This is a genomic window from Saccharothrix tamanrassetensis (assembly GCF_014203665.1).
Classification (GTDB): Bacteria; Actinomycetota; Actinomycetes; order Mycobacteriales; family Pseudonocardiaceae; genus Actinosynnema; species Actinosynnema tamanrassetense.
The window spans coordinates 155926-171930 of record NZ_JACHJN010000006.1 but is presented as its reverse complement, the minus strand read 5'-3'; the positions used below and the strand labels follow the sequence as shown (position 1 = coordinate 171930).

Annotated in this window: 14 protein-coding genes; 2 read left to right on the top strand and 12 right to left on the bottom strand. The window is 70.7% G+C overall.

What is annotated here, in order from left to right; genetic code table 11:
• The first annotated feature begins 84 nt into the window (after positions 1-84).
• On the top strand, positions 85-2112 hold the full coding sequence (locus FHS29_RS20265; protein WP_184692677.1) for an ATP-dependent DNA helicase: 2028 nt from the start codon (positions 85-87) through the stop codon (positions 2110-2112).
• Positions 2113-2444: 332 nt separating this feature from the next.
• Here the strand turns inward: FHS29_RS20265 and FHS29_RS20260 are convergent, their stop codons facing one another.
• From FHS29_RS20260 to FHS29_RS20240, 5 genes are all read right to left on the bottom strand, one after another.
• Positions 2445-3293 (bottom strand): NmrA family NAD(P)-binding protein, encoded by an 849-nt coding sequence (locus FHS29_RS20260; protein ID WP_184692675.1) that lies wholly within the window; start codon positions 3291-3293, stop codon positions 2445-2447.
• A gap of 45 nt (positions 3294-3338) precedes the next feature.
• Positions 3339-4022 (bottom strand): peptidyl-tRNA hydrolase, encoded by a 684-nt coding sequence (locus FHS29_RS20255; protein WP_221456385.1) that lies wholly within the window; start codon positions 4020-4022, stop codon positions 3339-3341.
• 14 nt (positions 4023-4036) lie between these two features.
• On the bottom strand, positions 4037-5233 hold the full coding sequence (gene serB, locus FHS29_RS20250) for a phosphoserine phosphatase SerB (protein ID WP_184693311.1): 1197 nt from the start codon (positions 5231-5233) through the stop codon (positions 4037-4039).
• Positions 5234-5435: 202 nt separating this feature from the next.
• A complete protein-coding gene (gene ctaD / locus FHS29_RS20245; RefSeq protein WP_184692671.1) occupies positions 5436-7223 on the bottom strand; it encodes an aa3-type cytochrome oxidase subunit I in 1788 nt (595 codons plus the stop codon).
• Positions 7224-7849: 626 nt separating this feature from the next.
• Positions 7850-8617 (bottom strand): hypothetical protein, encoded by a 768-nt coding sequence (locus FHS29_RS20240; protein WP_184692669.1) that lies wholly within the window; start codon positions 8615-8617, stop codon positions 7850-7852.
• Positions 8618-8943: 326 nt separating this feature from the next.
• Here FHS29_RS20240 and FHS29_RS20235 point away from each other — a divergent pair, with 326 nt between their 5' ends.
• A complete protein-coding gene (locus FHS29_RS20235) occupies positions 8944-9552 on the top strand; it encodes an HD domain-containing protein (RefSeq protein ID WP_184692667.1) in 609 nt (202 codons plus the stop codon).
• Here the strand turns inward: FHS29_RS20235 and FHS29_RS20230 are convergent.
• From FHS29_RS20230 to FHS29_RS20200, 7 genes are all read right to left on the bottom strand, one after another.
• Complete coding sequence (locus tag FHS29_RS20230; RefSeq protein WP_184692665.1) at positions 9536-10099, bottom strand: 1,2-dihydroxy-3-keto-5-methylthiopentene dioxygenase; 564 nt, start codon at positions 10097-10099, stop codon at positions 9536-9538. The genes FHS29_RS20235 and FHS29_RS20230 overlap by 17 nt on opposite strands.
• Positions 10096-10689 carry a methylthioribulose 1-phosphate dehydratase gene (gene mtnB / locus FHS29_RS20225; RefSeq protein WP_184692663.1) on the bottom strand — a complete coding sequence of 198 codons (594 nt, stop codon included), beginning with the start codon at positions 10687-10689 and terminating at the stop codon, positions 10096-10098. The genes FHS29_RS20230 and mtnB overlap by 4 nt, the downstream gene beginning before the upstream one ends.
• Positions 10686-11351: an acireductone synthase gene (mtnC, locus tag FHS29_RS20220; RefSeq protein ID WP_184692661.1), complete on the bottom strand. Its 666-nt coding sequence runs from the start codon at positions 11349-11351 to the stop codon at positions 10686-10688. The genes mtnB and mtnC overlap by 4 nt, the downstream gene beginning before the upstream one ends.
• Entirely contained in the window at positions 11344-12354 is a 1011-nt protein-coding gene (locus tag FHS29_RS20215; protein WP_184692659.1) for a s-methyl-5-thioribose-1-phosphate isomerase, read from the bottom strand. Before FHS29_RS20215 ends, mtnC begins: the two co-directional genes overlap by 8 nt.
• The gene (locus FHS29_RS20210; protein WP_184692658.1) at positions 12354-13478 is read right to left on the bottom strand and encodes an acyl-CoA dehydrogenase family protein; all 1125 of its coding nucleotides are present in this window, start codon (positions 13476-13478) and stop codon (positions 12354-12356) included. Before FHS29_RS20210 ends, FHS29_RS20215 begins: the two co-directional genes overlap by 1 nt.
• 101 nt (positions 13479-13579) lie before the next feature.
• Positions 13580-14737, bottom strand: coding sequence for a hypothetical protein (locus FHS29_RS20205; protein ID WP_184692657.1), 1158 nt, complete (start codon positions 14735-14737; stop codon positions 13580-13582).
• Positions 14716-15810, bottom strand: a complete 1095-nt coding sequence (locus FHS29_RS20200) for an XRE family transcriptional regulator (RefSeq protein ID WP_184692656.1) — start codon at positions 15808-15810, stop codon at positions 14716-14718. Before FHS29_RS20200 ends, FHS29_RS20205 begins: the two co-directional genes overlap by 22 nt.
• Between the last annotated feature and the right edge of the window lie 195 nt (positions 15811-16005).

Here is a 16005-nt window from a genome sequence, read left to right as displayed (position 1 = left end):
CCGCCGGTCGCACCCGGCCCGGTCCGCGGACGGCGGGCCGGGTGCCGACCGGATTCCGACGGTGCGTCCGGGTACCGTCTTCGCGTGCCGTCCACCACCGCCATCCCCGACACCCGGTCCCTGCTAGCCGTTGCCGTGCAGGCGGTGGGCGGAGCCGAGCGCGAGGGCCAGGTAGCCATGGCCGAAGCGGTGGAGCACGCGATCCGGACCGGCGAGCACCTCGCCGTCCAGGCGGGCACCGGCACCGGCAAGTCGCTGGCCTACCTCGTCCCGGCGATCAGGCACGCGGTGGCCGAGGAGTCGACGGTGGTCATCTCCACCGCCACCATCGCCCTCCAGCGCCAACTCGTGGACCGGGACCTCCCCCGGCTGGCCAAGGCCCTGCGCAAGGAACTGGGCCGGGAACCCCGCTTCGCGATCCTCAAAGGCCGCCGCAACTACCTGTGCATGCACCGCGTCCACACCGGTGCCCCGGACGAGCCGGAGGACGCCGGCCTCTTCGACCCGTTCGCCGTCTCCCGCCTGGGCCGCGAGGTCAAACGCCTGCACGACTGGTCCTCCGACACCGAGACCGGCGACCGGGACGAACTGGTCCCCGGCGTGAGCGACCAGTCCTGGCGCCAGGTCTCGGTGACCGCCCGGGAATGCCTGGGTGCGGCGAAGTGCCCCGTCGGCGTCGACTGCTTCGCCGAACGCGCCAGGGCCGAAGCGGGCCGGGCGGACGTGGTGGTGACCAACCACGCCATGCTGGCCATCGACGCCCTGGAGGGCTACCAGGTCCTCCCCGACCACGACGTGGTGGTCATCGACGAGGCGCACGACCTGGTGGACCGGGTCACCTCCGTGGCAACGGAAGAACTGAGCGCCTCCCTCGTGGCCACCGCGGCCCGGCGCTGCGGCCGACTCATCGACCAGGGCGTGGCCGACCGCATGGCGGAAGCGAGCGACGGCCTGGCCATGCTCCTCGAAGACGCTCCCGCCGGCCGTTTGGACTCGCTTCCCACCGCTCTCCAGGGAGCCCTGCGCGCCACCAAGGACGCCGCGCACGCCTGCATCACCTCCCTGGGCCCGGAACGCAAGGAGGACGTGGAAGGCGCCACCTCCCGCAAGCTGGCCCGGTCCCTGCTGGACGACGTGCACGACTGCGCGGCCAGGATCCTCGGCGCGTTCGAGAACGACCACGACGTCGTCTGGATCTCCGGCGACTTCGCCGACCGCAACAAGACCCCGTCCCTCCGGGTGGCCCCGCTGGGCGTGGGCGGCCTGCTGCGCGAACGCCTCTTCGGCAAGCGCACCACCATCCTCACCTCCGCGACCCTGACCCTCGGCGGCACCTTCGACACCCTGGCCCGCCAGTGGGGCCTCCCCGCTGCGTCCAACGCCCGCAAGGCCGAAGGCACCGCGACCGACAAGGAACCGCCGTCCGACGCGGGCCAACCCCGCTGGTCGGGTCTCGACGTGGGCTCGCCGTTCGAACACGGCAGCAGCGGAATCCTCTACGTGGCAAGGCACCTGCCCCCGCCGGGCCGAGACGGCCTGCCACCGTCCTACGTGGACGAGTTGGAGGGCCTGGTGAACGCCGCCGGCGGCCGGACCCTGGGCCTGTTCTCCTCGATGCGGGCGGCCAAGGCAGCCGCCGAAGCCCTGCGCACCAAGCTCGACTACCCGGTCCTCTGCCAGGGTGACGACGCCACCGGCCAACTGGTCAAGCGCTTCGCCGAAGACGACGAGACCTGCCTGTTCGGCACCCTGTCCCTCTGGCAAGGCGTGGACGTCCCGGGACCGGCCCTGCAACTGGTCGTCATGGACCGGATCCCCTTCCCCCGCCCGGACGACCCGTTGGCGTCGGCACGGCAGAAAGCAGTCGAGTCCCGCGGGGGCAACGGCTTCCTCACCGTCGCCGCCACCCACGCCGCCCTGCTGCTGGCCCAAGGCGCCGGCCGCCTGCTCCGCTCCATGAACGACAAGGGCGTAGTAGCCATCCTCGACCCCCGCCTGGCCACCGCCCGCTACGGCGGCTTCCTACGAGCCTCCCTACCCCCCTTCTGGACCACCTACGACCCGGAAGTGGTCCGAGCAGCCCTCAAACGCCTGGACGCAGCCAACAACTGACCCAGGCCCCCAGCCGCCCACCCCGGCCGCACCCACCCCGGCCGCCCCTCAGCCGCGCGCAGCGCGCACCTTCCCCGCTGCGTGTCATCCCCGTATGGCCTGCGCGCAGCGAACCGCGCTTGTCCGGGAGGTGCAAGCACGCCCTTCGCTTGCACCTCCCGGACAAGGGTGGTTGTCTTCGACCAGGCCATACGGGGATGACACGCAGCCCACCGCCCGCAAAGCTCGAAGAGCTTTGCCCCCCATCCTTGGCGGCCAGCCCGTCCGGCGAGGACGCTTTTACGCTCTTCACCCCACCGGTAGCGACCACCCAACCACCCGACCACCCGCACCTAGCGGAAGTCCGCCACGTGGTCCCGCGCCCACTGACCGTAGGACCGCGCAGCCCGCCCCGTCGCGAGCTCCACATCCGGCCAAGGCTTGAGCAACGCCGAGTAGTCGTCGTCCGAGAACCCCTCCCCCGACGCCTCCCCACCGTCGTAGTTCACGAACCCCAGCAGAAGATCGGCGTTCTCCGCGGCGAACCCGCCCAGCGCGAGCATTTCCTCCCGCGCCACCTCGCGTGACACGACCTCGAACCGCACCTCTTCCCCCAGCGCGTCCGAGATGGCCGCGACCTGCTCGCGGGCGGTGATGGATTCGGGCCCCGTCAACGTGTACGCCCGCCCGGCGTGCCCGTCCTCCAACATCGCGGCCACGGCGACGGCCGCGATGTCGGCCTCGTGCACCGGCACCGAAGCCTCGTCGGGGAACGGGTACCGCACCACCCGACGAGCCCGGATCGAAGGCGCCCACACCGGCAGCAGGTTGGTCATGAACCCACCCGGCCGCACGTGGGTCCACTCGGCCCCCGACTCCTCCACGGCCTGCTCCACCGGGTTGGTGTGCAGCCCGAGCGTCACGGCCGCCGCCGACAGGTCCACGATCCGCCGCACCCCACACCGAACGGCTTCCGCCGCCGCCTGCCCGTCCCCGGCCGGGAAGAGGTACATCCGCTCCACCCCGGCGAACCACTCCGCCCGAGGTTCGCCCAGATCCCCCGCCACGACCTCGACCTCGGCGGGCAGCCCGGCCTCCTCAGGCCGCCGCGTGACCGCTCGTACTCCCTGACCGGCTCGCAGGAGCTGGTCGACCACGTTCCGCCCCACCACACCGGTCGCACCGGTCACCAGAATCGTCATGCCCCGAAGCTACGGCCCGTGTAGGTCAGGTCATGACCTACACGGTCAGCCCCGGTATACCGCCACGGTCGCCGTTCCGGGGTCGACCTCGGTGTAGCCGGCATCCCGCACCACCACCGCGTCCGGCCTCGCCAGCAACGCATCCCACTCACCCGGAGAAGGCGTCCGCACCGCACACCGGTAGTCCACCGCGGCCCACTCCTTCAGCTCCTCCTCGCTCAACGTGGGAGCGAGGAGCATCGAAGCGTGCCCGACCTGTGCCGCGGCCTTCCCGGCGGTCATCTCCACCTGGGGGTTCAGCCACAGCACGTACGCGCCTTCGGGGATCTCCCCCGGCTCGTCGACCGGCAGCTCCGAACCGGAGATCTGCAACCGGGACAGCTCCTTGGGCAGGTCCGCCACCCGTCCTGGCACGAACGCCCGGACCTCCGCCCGTCCCACCGAGACGGTCACGCCGGGCAGGCCCTGGACAGCCTCCCAGTGCGCACCCCGGGCCCGCCGGGACACCTTCCGGATCCGTCCCCGCACCCAGGCCACCAGCTCGTCGTGCCACTCCCCGCCGGGCTCGGCCCGGGGGTCCAGGCACACCGCGACAGCCGCCGCGGCGGCGGCCTCCAGCACGTCCGTCCGGCAAGGGGGGTCGACCCGCTCGATCCGCAACACCACCGGCATGGCCCGCACCGCGGCGGGGTCCTCCGGGTCGGTGGCGTAGTGCCGGTCCACCAGCATCCGCAGGATCGGGTTCACGGCCGCACCAGCTCCAACCCGTCCGCCGCGTCGGCGGCCTCCACCTCCGCCCGGGTGACCCCGAGCACGAACAGCACCGCGTCCAGGAACGGGTGCGACAACGCCGTGTCGGCCACCTCCCGCAGGGCGGGCTTGGCGTTGAACGCGATGCCCAGCCCGGCGGCACCCAGCATGTCGATGTCGTTGGCCCCGTCGCCCACCGCCACAGTCTGCGCCAGCGGCACCCCCTGCTGCTCGGCGAACCGCCGCAGCGCCACGGCCTTGCCGGGCCGGTCCACGATGTCCCCCACGACCCGCCCGGTCAGCCGGCCGTCCGCGATCTCCAGCTCGTTGGCCGCGCAGAAGTCCAGCCCGAGGTCGTCCACCAGCGACTGGATGACCCGGGTGAACCCGCCGGACACCACCCCGCACCGGAACCCGAGCCGCTTCAACGTGCGCACCGTGGTCCGAGCGCCCGCGGTCAGCTCCAGCGACCCGGCGACCTCGTCCAGCACCGACTCGTCCAGCCCCTCCAGCAGCGCCACCCGCCGCCGCAACGACTCGGCGAAGTCCAGCTCCCCGCGCATCGCGGCCTCGGTGATCTCCCGGACCTGCGGCTCGACCCCCACGTGCGCGGCGAGCATCTCGATCACCTCGCCCTGGATGAGCGTCGAGTCCACGTCGAACACCACCAGCCGCTTCGCCCGCCGGGTCAGCCCGGCCCGCTCCACCGCGATGTCCAGGTCGACCCGGACGGAGACCTCGGCCAGCGCCTCGCGCAGCGCCGAATCCGCGTCCGCCGTGTCGGCGGCAACGGAGACCCGCAGCTCAAGACCGGTGACGGGGTAGTCGGCGACCCCTCGGATGGCGTCGATGTTCACCCCGAGCGACGCCAGCCGGCGAGCCACCTCGGTGAACGCCCGAGCGGTCACCGGACGGCCGAGCAGGATGATGACGTGGCTGGACTCCAGCCGCGCGGTGCGCTTGGAGTCCGCGCCGATCTCCACTTCGACGTGCATGGACACCGTCGCCATGGCCTGCTCGACGGACTCCTGCAACCCCTCCGGGTCGTGCCCGGCGGCGACCAGCACGCCGAGCACCAGGCGGCCCCGGATGACGACCTGCTCGACGTCGAGCACGTCCACGCCGTGCCGGGTCAGCACCGCGAACAGCACCGAGGACACACCGGGCTTGTCGGGACCGGTGACGGTGATGAGGACGGGGGTGGCGCCGGGCGTGCCTGCGCCGGGCCTGCTCGCGGCGGGCTTGCCTGTGGCGGGTGTGCTCGCGCCGGGTGTGCTCGCGCCGGGTGTGCTCGCAGCGCTGGGGTTGCTCACTGGTGGCTCCTCTGCCAGACAGCAACGAGCCCCGACGACCGGAGGGCCGTCGGGGCTCGTCGTTGAACCTGCGCTCAGGTTACTTGTGGTCGTGCTCGGTGCCCTCCGAAGCTGTGCCCGATTGCACAGCCTGACCGGCCGCCTCGAACACCGTGGGCTTGGCGTCGTCGTGCGGGATGGACTTGCCGGTGAACGTGACGTGCGCCTCTTCCTGCAACCGCTCGATCATGTGCGGGTAGTGCAGCTCGAAGGCGGGACGCGCGGACCGGATGCGCGGCAGCTCGGTGAAGTTGTGCCGCGGCGGCGGGCACGAGGTGGCCCACTCCAGCGAGTTGCCGAAGCCCCACGGGTCGTCCACGTGCACGGTCTCGCCGTAGCGGTAGGACTTGAACACGTTCCAGATGAACGGCAGCGTGGACGCGCCCAGGATGTACGCGCCGATCGTGGAGATCGTGTTCAGCGTGGTGAAGCCGTCGGACGGCAGGTAGTCGGCGTACCGGCGCGGCATGCCCTCGTTGCCCAGCCAGTGCTGCACCAGGAAGGTCGCGTGGAAGCCGAGGAACGTGGTCCAGAAGTGCAGCTTGCCCAGCGGCTCGTCCAGCATCCGCCCGGTGATCTTCGGGAACCAGAAGTAGATGCCGGCGAACGTGGCGAACACGATCGTGCCGTAGAGCACGTAGTGGAAGTGCGCCACCACGAAGTAGGTGTCCGACACGTGGAAGTCGATGGCCGGCGCGGCGAGCAGCACACCGGACAGGCCGCCGAAGAGGAACGTGACGATGAACCCGATGCTGAACAGCATCGGTGTCTCGAACGTCAACTGCCCCTTCCACATCGTGCCGATCCAGTTGAAGAACTTGATGCCGGTCGGCACCGCGATCAGGAACGTCATGAACGCGAAGAACGGCAGCAGCACGGCGCCCGTGGCGTACATGTGGTGCGCCCACACGGCGACGGACAGGGCCGCGATGCCCAGCGTGGCGTAGACCAGGCCGTTGTAGCCGAAGATCGGCTTGCGGCTGAACACCGGGAAGATCTCGGAGACGATGCCGAAGAACGGCAACGCGACGATGTAGACCTCCGGGTGCCCGAAGAACCAGAACAGGTGCTGCCACAGGATCACGCCGCCGTTGGCGGGGTCGAACACGTGGGCGCCCAGGTGGCGGTCGGCGAGCAGGCCGAGCAGCGCGGCGGTCAGGATCGGGAACGCGAGGAGCACCAGGACCGAGGTCACCAGGATGTTCCAGGTGAAGATCGGCATCCGGAACATGGTCATGCCGGGCGCCCGCAGGCAGACCACGGTGGTGATCATGTTGACCGCGCCGAGGATGGTGCCCAGACCGCCGACGACCAGACCGGAGATCCACAGGTCGGCGCCCGCGCCGGGCGAGTGGATGGCGTTGGACAGCGGGGTGTAGGCGAACCAGCCGAAGTCGGCCGCGCCGCCGGGCGTGATGAACCCGGCCATCACGATCAGGCCGCCGAACAGGTACAGCCAGTACGAGAAGGCGTTGAGCCGCGGGAACGCCACGTCGGGCGAGCCGATCTGGAGCGGCAGGATGAAGTTGGCGAAACCGAACACGATCGGGGTCGCGTACAGCAGCAGCATCACCGTGCCGTGCATGGTGAAGAGCTGGTTGTACTGCTCCTGCGAGAGGAACTGCATCCCCGGCCGGGCGAGCTCCGTCCGGATCAGCATCGCCATCGCGCCGCCCACCATGAAGAAGGCGAACGACGTGACCAGGTACATGATGCCGATTTGCTTGTGGTCCGTGGTGCGGAACATCCGCAGCAGGAACGAACCCTTGACCGCCTCGCGAGTCCCGAAGGGCCGCGTTGCGATCGGCTGCGGGGCTACGGCCGTCACGGTGCCTCCTGCACTGTCTGGTGCTGACTTGGCCGGGTGGCCGGGCTGGCTCGCCACGTCGGCTCACCGGATCGTAGACGGGCGCGTTCTCGGGGGCTCGCCTGGGCCGGGTCCTGGATCAAGTGAGGTAGCGCAGCTCACAGTGGTGGGAGCCGGGTGTGAGGCGGGGGTCGCGCGGGGTGAAGGCGGGGCGGCGGTGGCATCCGCGGGGGGAAGCGTCCTTGCTGGGCGGGTGGCCTCGCTGGGCAGGTCTGAAGGGCTGAAAGCGTCCTGCTGGGCGGGTGGCCTCGTCGGACAGGCTTGCAGGGCTGGAAGCGTCCTGCTGGGCGGGTGGACTCGCCGGGCAGGGTTGAAGGGCTGAAAGCGTCCTCGCCGGACGGGCTGGCCGCCAAGGATCTCCACAAGAGCCCTGCGAAGCTCTTCGAGCTTTGCAGGGCGGTGGGTCTGCGTGTCATCCCCGTATGGCCAGGTCAAAGACAACCACATGCGTCAAGGGCAGATCGATCATGGGTGTGCGGTGATCGCGCGACCGATCTGCCCTTGACACATGCGGTTCCCTGCGGGCAGGCCATACGGGGATGACACGCAGAGGGACCGGTGTGCGCTGGCGCGTGGGGCTGGTGGGGTTAGCGGCGGAGTAGGGCTCGCAGCTTGGGGGACGCCACGAACACCGCGCCGGCTGCGATCAGGGCGAGGCCGACGAACAGCAGCCACAGGGACCCGAAGCCGGTGCTGGCCAGGTCGTCGTTCGAGCGGGAGCCGCCGGCGTCGGCGGGCGCGAAGGCCGACGTTGTGGTGGTGATGGCGGTTGCCGCGGCTGACGTGCTGGTCGACGGGGTGGAGCTGCCGGCCGCCGGCGTGGAGCTGACGGTGGTCGGGGCGGTGCTGCCGGTGGCGCTGCTCGCACTGCTGCTCGACGCGGTGGTGCTGGAGGGGACGTCGCCCCTGGGGGTTTCGGCTTCCGCCGCGCACACGAACCAGTGGCTGATGCCGGCGGGTTCGTCGCTGGAGTTGAGCGGGGGGTGCAGGTCGAGCCACGGGATGGCGCCGAGCGGTTGCACGTTGGCCGGCGGCGTGGCGTAGTAGACGTTGGCGGCCGAGGAGCCCTTCACCACCACGCCGGTGATCCGGTAGCCGTCCGGGTGGGCGGTGATGTCGATGTTGGCGCCCTCGACGTGGTAACCGCCGGTCAGCTCCCGCTCCTCGCCCGGCAGGCCTACCGCGGCGCACGCGTTGCCCAGCTGGCCGATGTCGACGTTGGCCTCGTGCACGGTCGCGCGCGGGTCACCGGAGTCGTGGGTCTTGGGGGCGGCGGTGGCGAGGGGGATGACGGCCAGCGTGGTTGCCGCGAGCAGGGCGGCTGCTCCGAACAAGTGGCGCGCTGCTAGGCGCATGGGTGATCTCCAGGACATAGGGGGCAACGACGGAATCCAACTACGTCGAATGGCTCTGAGAACGTTACGGCATTCGGTCGGTCCGACTTGCCACCGATCCGTTATGCCGCTGGGATGTTTGCTTAGTGCGCAAATTGAGTAATTACGAAAATTCCTCACTTTGGCTGGTCGGGAGGGTTTCCGACTGAACGACCGCAGGTGCTTGAAGGTGGTGGCAACCTTCAGGTCCAGCTATGGCCGGCACCGGTCGTGTCGAGGAGTTGAACGTGACTTCGGGGGCTCGTTGGTGCCGGAAACCGAGGCGGTGTCCACCGTAGAGTTGGCCCATGTTGGAAGCGTTGTGGGACAAGGCGGTCCGCGTTCTGGGTGGGCGGCCGGGTACGGCGGGCGACCTGGACGCGAGGTACGCGGAGGCTCATCGGGGCTACCACAACACCGACCACGTGCTCCAGGTCGTGCGGGACGTAAAGGTGTTGGCCGGGCATCGCACCGCCGAGGAACGGGCGGTGCTCGCGTTGGCCGCGCTCGCGCACGACGTGGTCTACGACGGCAAGCCCGGCGAGGACGAGCGCAACAGCGCGAAGTGGGTACAACAGCGGCTTCACGAGGCCGGCGTCGAGCCCGGCCGGGTGGTCGAGTTGGTGTTGTCCACCATCGACCACACCGCGTCGGACGAGCCGGCCGCGCTGCTGTCGGACGCCGATCTGGCGATCCTGGGCTCGGACGAGGACGACTACGAGCGGTATCGGCGGGCGGTGCGCGAGGAGTACGCGCACGTGCCGGACGAGGCTTGGCGTGTCGGTCGTGCACAGGTGTTGCGGGGCCTGCTGGAACGCGACCCGCTCTACGTGACGTCCCCGGCGCGCGACCGTTGGGAGTCGCGCGCCAAGGCCAACCTCGCCGCCGAGCTGGACACCCTCAGCGACCGGCCATGAGCGTGTCGAACGTGGGGAACGACTTGGCGATCTCGCTGCCGGTGAAGTTGCCCACCCAGCCGTCGTCGTCGTGGAAGAACCGGATCGACACGTAGTCCGGGCGGGTGCCCATGTCGAACCAGTGAGTGGTGTTCTTCGGCACGCTCAGTAGGTCTCCCGCCTCGCACAGCACGGCGTGGACGCGATCCTCGACGTGCAGGTAGAAGACTCCGGCGCCCCGCGCGAAGAAGCGGTCCTCGTCGTCGTCGTGGGTGTGCTCGGCGAGGAACTTCCGACGCGCCGCACCCGCCGACTCCAGCCACGCCGGGTCGTCGGACGGGGTCATCTCCATGGCGTCGACCATGACGTAGCCCTCGGCCTCGGTGACCCGGTCGACCTGGGCGCGGTACGCCTCCAGCGCGTTCTCCCTGGTGACACCGGGGATCACCGGCCACTGCTCGTAGCGCACACCCAACTGCTTCAGCTCGTCCGCGATCTCGACGGGATCGGCGGTGCGCACCACCACGGTCCCGGGCTCGGTGTCCGGCCACACGGTCAGCAATGTCACCGCTGGTCCCTCCTCGTCTCGATCTTGAAGCGCAGCAGCCACTCCAGGCATTCCAGCCGGTGGCGTGCCCGGTACAGGTCCTCACCCCACACGTACACCCCGTGCCGGGCCACGATCAAGGCCGGCACGTCTTCTCGATACCCGGCCTCGAACGCGTCGCCGAGCACCCGCATGTCCTGGTCGTTCGGCACGACCGGCACCACCACGAGGTCGTCGTGCGCCGAACGGCCGAAGCCCTTGAGCATCTCCAGGTCGCGCAGTTCGACGCCCTCGGGCCAGTACTCGGCCGCGACGACCGGGGCCAGGGCGTGCACGTGGACGACCGCGCCCGCGCCGGAGACGGCGGCGATCCGGCCGTGCAGACCCGCTTCGGCGGAAGGCACCTTCAGCGGGTCGTCGGTCCGCCCCTCGGCGTCGACGACCACGACGTCGTCGGCGGTGAGCTCACCCTTGTCGCGTCCGCTGACGGTGACGGCCAGGCGCAGCGGGTCGCGTGCCACCACGACGGAGAGGTTGCCGGACGTGCCGCGCATCCAACCCATCGCGGCGTACCGGGCGCATTCCGCGGCCAGCGCCTCTCCAGGCGTCACAGCGCGCTCACCGTCCTGTGTGGACTGAAGTCCGCGTCGCCGTAGGGCTCGCCGGGCCGTGCCACGCCGACCGTCCGCCAACCCGCCTCGGCCGCCGCGTGCAGCTCGGCCGGCACGTCGGAGTAGAACGTGATGTCGTCCGACCCGAGCACGGCGGCGATGGCGCGGTAGGAGGCGGCTTCGCGCTTCGGACCGGCGTTCACGGTGTCGAAGTGGTGCTCGAACAGCCCGCGCAGGTCGCCTTCCGCGGTGTGGCCGAAGAACGCGACCTGCCCGGCCACCGAGCCGGACGAGAACACGGCCAGCTTCACGCCGTCCTCGTGCCACTTGCGCAGCGCCGGGACCACGTCCGGGAAGAACTCCGCCACCAGGTCGCCGTCGGCGTACCCCTGCTGCCAGATCAGGCCCTGCAACGTCTTGAGCGGCGTGACCTTCTGGTCGGCGTCCATCCAGCCGTGCAGCACCCGCACCAGCTCGTCCGTGACACCGTCCACACCGGACAGCTCGCGGATCTGCCGGACCGCTTCCGCGACAACGGGGTCGTCGCCGTGGCCGTCGATCCACGGCCCGAGTCGCGGCCGGGCGTAGTCGTACAGCACGACCAGCACCTGGTCGGTGGCGGACAGCGTGCCCTCGATGTCGAGCACGACCCATTCAGTCATGGACTTCCTCGCCGTTGTAGTACTCGGACAGGCGGTCGGGAGCGTACGCGCCCCGGTCCGTCACCACCGACGACACGAACCGGGGCGGCGTCACGTCGAACGCCGGGTACCAGCCCTTCACCCCGTCGCCGGCGGTGCGCCTGCCCAGCGTGTGCAGCACGTCGTCGCCGGGCCGGAACTCGATCGGCACGTCGGCGGCGGTGGGCGCGAGCCGGTCCGGGGCCTGCACCATGGCCAGGAACGGCACCGCGAACGCGGACGCGGCCACCGCGAGCCCGAGCGTGCCGACCTTGTTCACCACGTGCCCGTCCATGGTGACCCGGTCGGCGGCGGTCAGCAGCACGTCGACCTCGCCGGAGCTGAACGCCGCCGCGCCCATGCCGTCGGTGATGACCGTGGTGTCCACGCCCATCTCGGCCAACGTCCCGGCGGTCAGCCGGGCGCCCTGGAGGTACGGGCGGGTCTCCGTGCAGAAGAACCGCAAGCGCTTGCCCAGCGCGTTCGCCGCCTTGACGGTCTCGGTCAGGTACAGGTCGGCCCAGCAGTGCGTCAGCACCGTGCCCTCGTCGGGCAGCAGCACGGCCGTGTGCCCGCCCAGCGCCCGGCTCCGGCTGCGGTACCGCTCGTCACCGGCCCGCGCACCCGCCAGCGCGCCCGCTTCCAGGTCGTCGGAGGCGTCCACCCCGGCCAGCACGGCCGCGACCGCCTTGCGCAGGTGGTTGTTGGTGCGCCGGGTCTCGACCAGCAGTCGGCCCGCCCGGTCCAGGTAGGCCCGGCCCTCGGCGGCGGGCAGGCCGCGGGCTTCCCGGGCGGCGAGCACCATCCCCCACAGCGCCGCGAAGTACGGGCCGGAGGACTGGGTGACCATGTCCTCGATGGCCTTCGCGACCTCGGCGACCGTCGCGCAGCGCACCCAGGTCCGCTCGAACGGGAAGTTCCGCCGGTCCAGGATGTGCACGCCGTCGTCGGCGAGCCGGACGCTGTGCGCGAGGACCGGTTCCATCAGCTGTACCCGGTGAACGGTGCGCGCTCGCCGGTCAGGAAGTACGCGCCGACCTCGCGGGCCTTGTACGACACGGGGTCGTGCAGGGTGAGCGTGCGGGCGTTGCGCCAGAACCGGTCGAACGCGTAGCCGGCGGCGGTCGCGCGGGCCCCGCACAGCTCGAACACCTTGCCGGTGGTCTGGTTGGCGACTCTCGTGGCGACGACCTTGGCGGACGAGATCAGCGCGGCGGTCGCGGCGCGCTGCTCGACGGTCAGGTCGGCGCCCCGCTCGCTCGCCTCGCCCAGCGCGGTGGCGGCGTGGTCGGCCAGCAGGCCGGCGGCTTCCACGTCGGAGACCAGTTCGCCGTAGGTGGCCAGGATGTACGGGTCGGCGGTGGCCGAGTCGACGCCGGACAGGAACCACGGGCGGGTGGTGTTGCGGGTGTACTGGGCGGCTTCGGCGAGCGCGCCCTCGGCCAGCGCCACGTAGACCTGGGCCAGCACGAGCTGGAACCCGATGGCGGCCAGCGACTGGCGGGGGCTGGTCTCGTCGTGCGTGCCCAGGACCCGTCCGGCGGGCACGAACACGTCCGCGAACACGACCCCGCCGCTGGCGGTGAGGCGTTGCCCGATGTTGTCCCAGTCACCGGCATACGCGATGCCGTCGGCACGGGCGTCGACCGTGAACGTGACCTTCTGGCCGGTGTCGGTGCGCGTGGCGCTGACGACCAGCCGATCGGCCACCGACGCGCCCGTCGCGAACGTCTTCCGCCCGCTCACCTCGAACCCGCCGTCGACCGGCCGGAGCCGGAGCGCGGCGTCCAACGGGTTGCTGACGCCGGCCCAGAACAGGTTGTCGTCCTCCTCGACGACCGGACCGTCGAACAGCCCCTGCCGCCACACCTGGAGGTAGTGGTACCCGAGCAGGTGCCCGACGTTGGCGTCCGCCGCCGCGACGACCCTGGTGACGGCCTGCCGGGTGCCCCAGTCGGTGATCGTCAGCAACCCGGACCGCCGCAACGCCGCCACCTCGGCCACCGGCTCGGCCCCGGCCCGGTCCCGCTCGGCGGCGTCCACCCGCAGCCCGGCGGCCACCTCGTCGGCGACGGTCAGCCACTTCTGCCGACCATCGGTGCTCGTCATCCGACCGCCTCCACGCTCGCTCGTACCCGGCTTGCCGAGCGTAATCGCCGCCGGCCGGCCAGGGTTGAGCGTTCCGCCACATGGGAGGACCCGCCCGAGGTTCACCCGCGAGGCACGTGGACCGCGCAGTCGGTCAACCGCAGGACGTCCAGCGCGTGCTGGGCGTCGGAGATCCGCCAGGCGTGCCGCCCACCGATCCGCCGCACGAACCGCGCCCACCGCCGCCGGTCCACCGCCAGCGCGTCCAGGTAGTCCACGCAGAACCGGGGTCGGATGGCCGCGCACCGCTTCCGCGCCCCCAGCAGCGCCATCTCCATCCGGTGCGCCTCCTCCTCGCCCCGCACCCCGTCGCGCACCTTGCCGAGGATGCCGTCGATCAGCGCGAGCCGCCCGGCCAGGAACTCCTCCCAGTACCCCACCGCGCGGACCTCGGCGTACCGACCCTCGTCCAGCAGCGCGAACACGCCCTCGGCGAGGCAGTCCCCGAACTCCTCCACCTGGGCCCGCGCATCACCGGCGAAGGGGTCGTAGGGCTTCTGGATCACCCGCCCGGTGACCGCCGACCCGCGCAGGCCGAAGTCGTCCAGCAGGAAGAACCAGTCCTCGTTGTAGATCGTCGGGAAGAACGACTCGGTCGACTCCCGCCCGACCACCAGCGCCCCACCGCCGATGAACGTGCCCTGGTCCCCGCCGGTCTCGCGGTGGGCGTGGCAGACCACCGAGTTGTCCGGGAACCCGCCCACCGCCAGCCCGACGGCCGCGATGGACGACGACAGCATCCCCGCCGCGACCTCCAGGTCGCCCGGGGTGGGCACGGTGATGTCGTCGTCCAGGAACGCCACGTGCTCCCAGTCCATCAGCCGGGCGATGACCAGGCCGAGGTTGCGCTTGAGGCTGGTGTCGGTGCGGCGGTCGAAGTCGGTGCCGCGCAGCAGTTCCGCGGTGGCGGAGCCGGGCAGCACGCGGGGCGGCAGGCGGTCCACGTCCACCGCGACCAGGTCGACGCGGGACGCGAGGGCGACCGTCCCGGCGACCGACGCCGACCCGCTGCACAGCACGACCAGCGTGCACCCCAGCGTCCGGGCCAGCGCCACGGCCTCGGTCAGGAACGGCGTGGGCCGGTTGGTCGGCACGATGATGGCGTCGACCCGTGCCGTGGAGCACCTCGCGGTGTCGACGGCGGTCAACAGGCCGCCGTGTGACTCGTGGTGCTCGACGGTCACCGGCGCGATGGCGTTCAACCCTGGCCCTCCGGCCATTCGTAGAGTCGGGACTCGGGCAGGTTCCAGTCCGGTGTGACCACCTGCCCGTTCACCACCGAGACCTTGGTCAGCACGCTGTAGGCGTCCATCCCCGCGAAGGTGCGCCGGAGGTACTCCGCGTTGCGGTCGCGGAACCGCTCGTCGGTGAGCGCACGCACCGCGCCGAGGGTTCCCCGGCCGTACATGCCGTTGCAGATCGTGACCGTCCGCTTGTGGTTGAACGGGTTCGGCCCGCGGTAGAAGTGCGCGATGTCCTCCAGGAGCACCTCGCGCTCGCCGTGGCGGGCCAGCTTGGGCGCGAGGATGCGCTTGGCGTCCCCCTTCCCGACGACGAACCCGCCCGATTCGGACTCGTCGTGCCGGGCGACCTGGCTGACCGGCAGGTCGACCCGGTCCAACAGCTCGCGGGTGACCACGTTCCAGTCGACGCCGCCGAGCAGCACCAGGTGCGACGTGTAGTCGTCCGGCGCGAGTTCGGAGGCGATCCGGAACGCCACCCGGCTGCGCGGGTTGAGCGCGCGGATGTGGCCGTGCAGCTCGATCAGCGCGTCCAGGTCCGCGTAGGTGTACAGCTCGATGTAGTCCGGCTGCGTCGGGTCCGCGTACGGCATCTCGTCGCGCATCGACTTGGGCAGCTGCGCGACCACGATGGTGATGTTGTTGCGGTCCGGGAAGTACCAGAAGTCGCGACGGCCGTTGCGGTCCACGTCGGACACCGTGCCCGCGTCGAGCTGTTCGGCTTCGCGCAGCGCGGTGAGTTCGGCGAGCAGGTCTTCGCGGTGCCGGAGCTCGTCCGGGGTCAGTTCGTCCAGCGGCAGCAGCCGGTAGGGCTTGCGGGCCACCGAGCGCCTGGTCGCGAAGAACGTGGCGTACGCGGCGAGCCTGCTCAGCGGCGGCACCTTCGGGTGCGTGCGGCTCTCCCAGGACGACAGCAGGGGCACGCTCGCCGGCTTCTCGGTGCTGAACGCGGCGGCGAGATCGCTCTGCGTGATCAGCAAGTCCGGCCAGTGCTCTTCGCGCAGCGCCCGCAGGCGGTGCGCCAGCGCAAAGGAGTCACCCGTTCCGACCACGTCCCGCGCCCTTCAGTTAACTTCAGCATACAAGCTGAAGAGGGCAACATACACGAAGTCGGTCACAAGTCTCGACCCGATACCCGCCGGGTGCCCCTTGTCAGGCATATACAGGCGACTTACTCTGAACCTTGCTGAGGTTCATTCAACTTCAGTGAGCTAAGTGAAGTTCACCCAGGAAGCCATCCGGGGGTT

Coding starts and splice junctions, on each gene's coding strand:
- FHS29_RS20260 (WP_184692675.1), bottom strand. CDS start 3,293: ATGACGATTCTGGTGACCGGTGCGACCGGTGTGGTGGGGCGGAACGTG.
- FHS29_RS20255 (WP_221456385.1), bottom strand. CDS start 4,022: ATGCTGGTGGACCGGCACTACGCCACCGACCCGGAGGACCCCGCCGCG.
- FHS29_RS20240 (WP_184692669.1), bottom strand. CDS start 8,617: ATGCGCCTAGCAGCGCGCCACTTGTTCGGAGCAGCCGCCCTGCTCGCG.
- FHS29_RS20235 (WP_184692667.1), top strand. CDS start 8,944: ATGTTGGAAGCGTTGTGGGACAAGGCGGTCCGCGTTCTGGGTGGGCGG.
- mtnC (WP_184692661.1), bottom strand. CDS start 11,351: ATGACTGAATGGGTCGTGCTCGACATCGAGGGCACGCTGTCCGCCACC.
- FHS29_RS20215 (WP_184692659.1), bottom strand. CDS start 12,354: ATGGAACCGGTCCTCGCGCACAGCGTCCGGCTCGCCGACGACGGCGTG.
- FHS29_RS20210 (WP_184692658.1), bottom strand. CDS start 13,478: ATGACGAGCACCGATGGTCGGCAGAAGTGGCTGACCGTCGCCGACGAG.
- FHS29_RS20205 (WP_184692657.1), bottom strand. CDS start 14,737: ATGGCCGGAGGGCCAGGGTTGAACGCCATCGCGCCGGTGACCGTCGAG.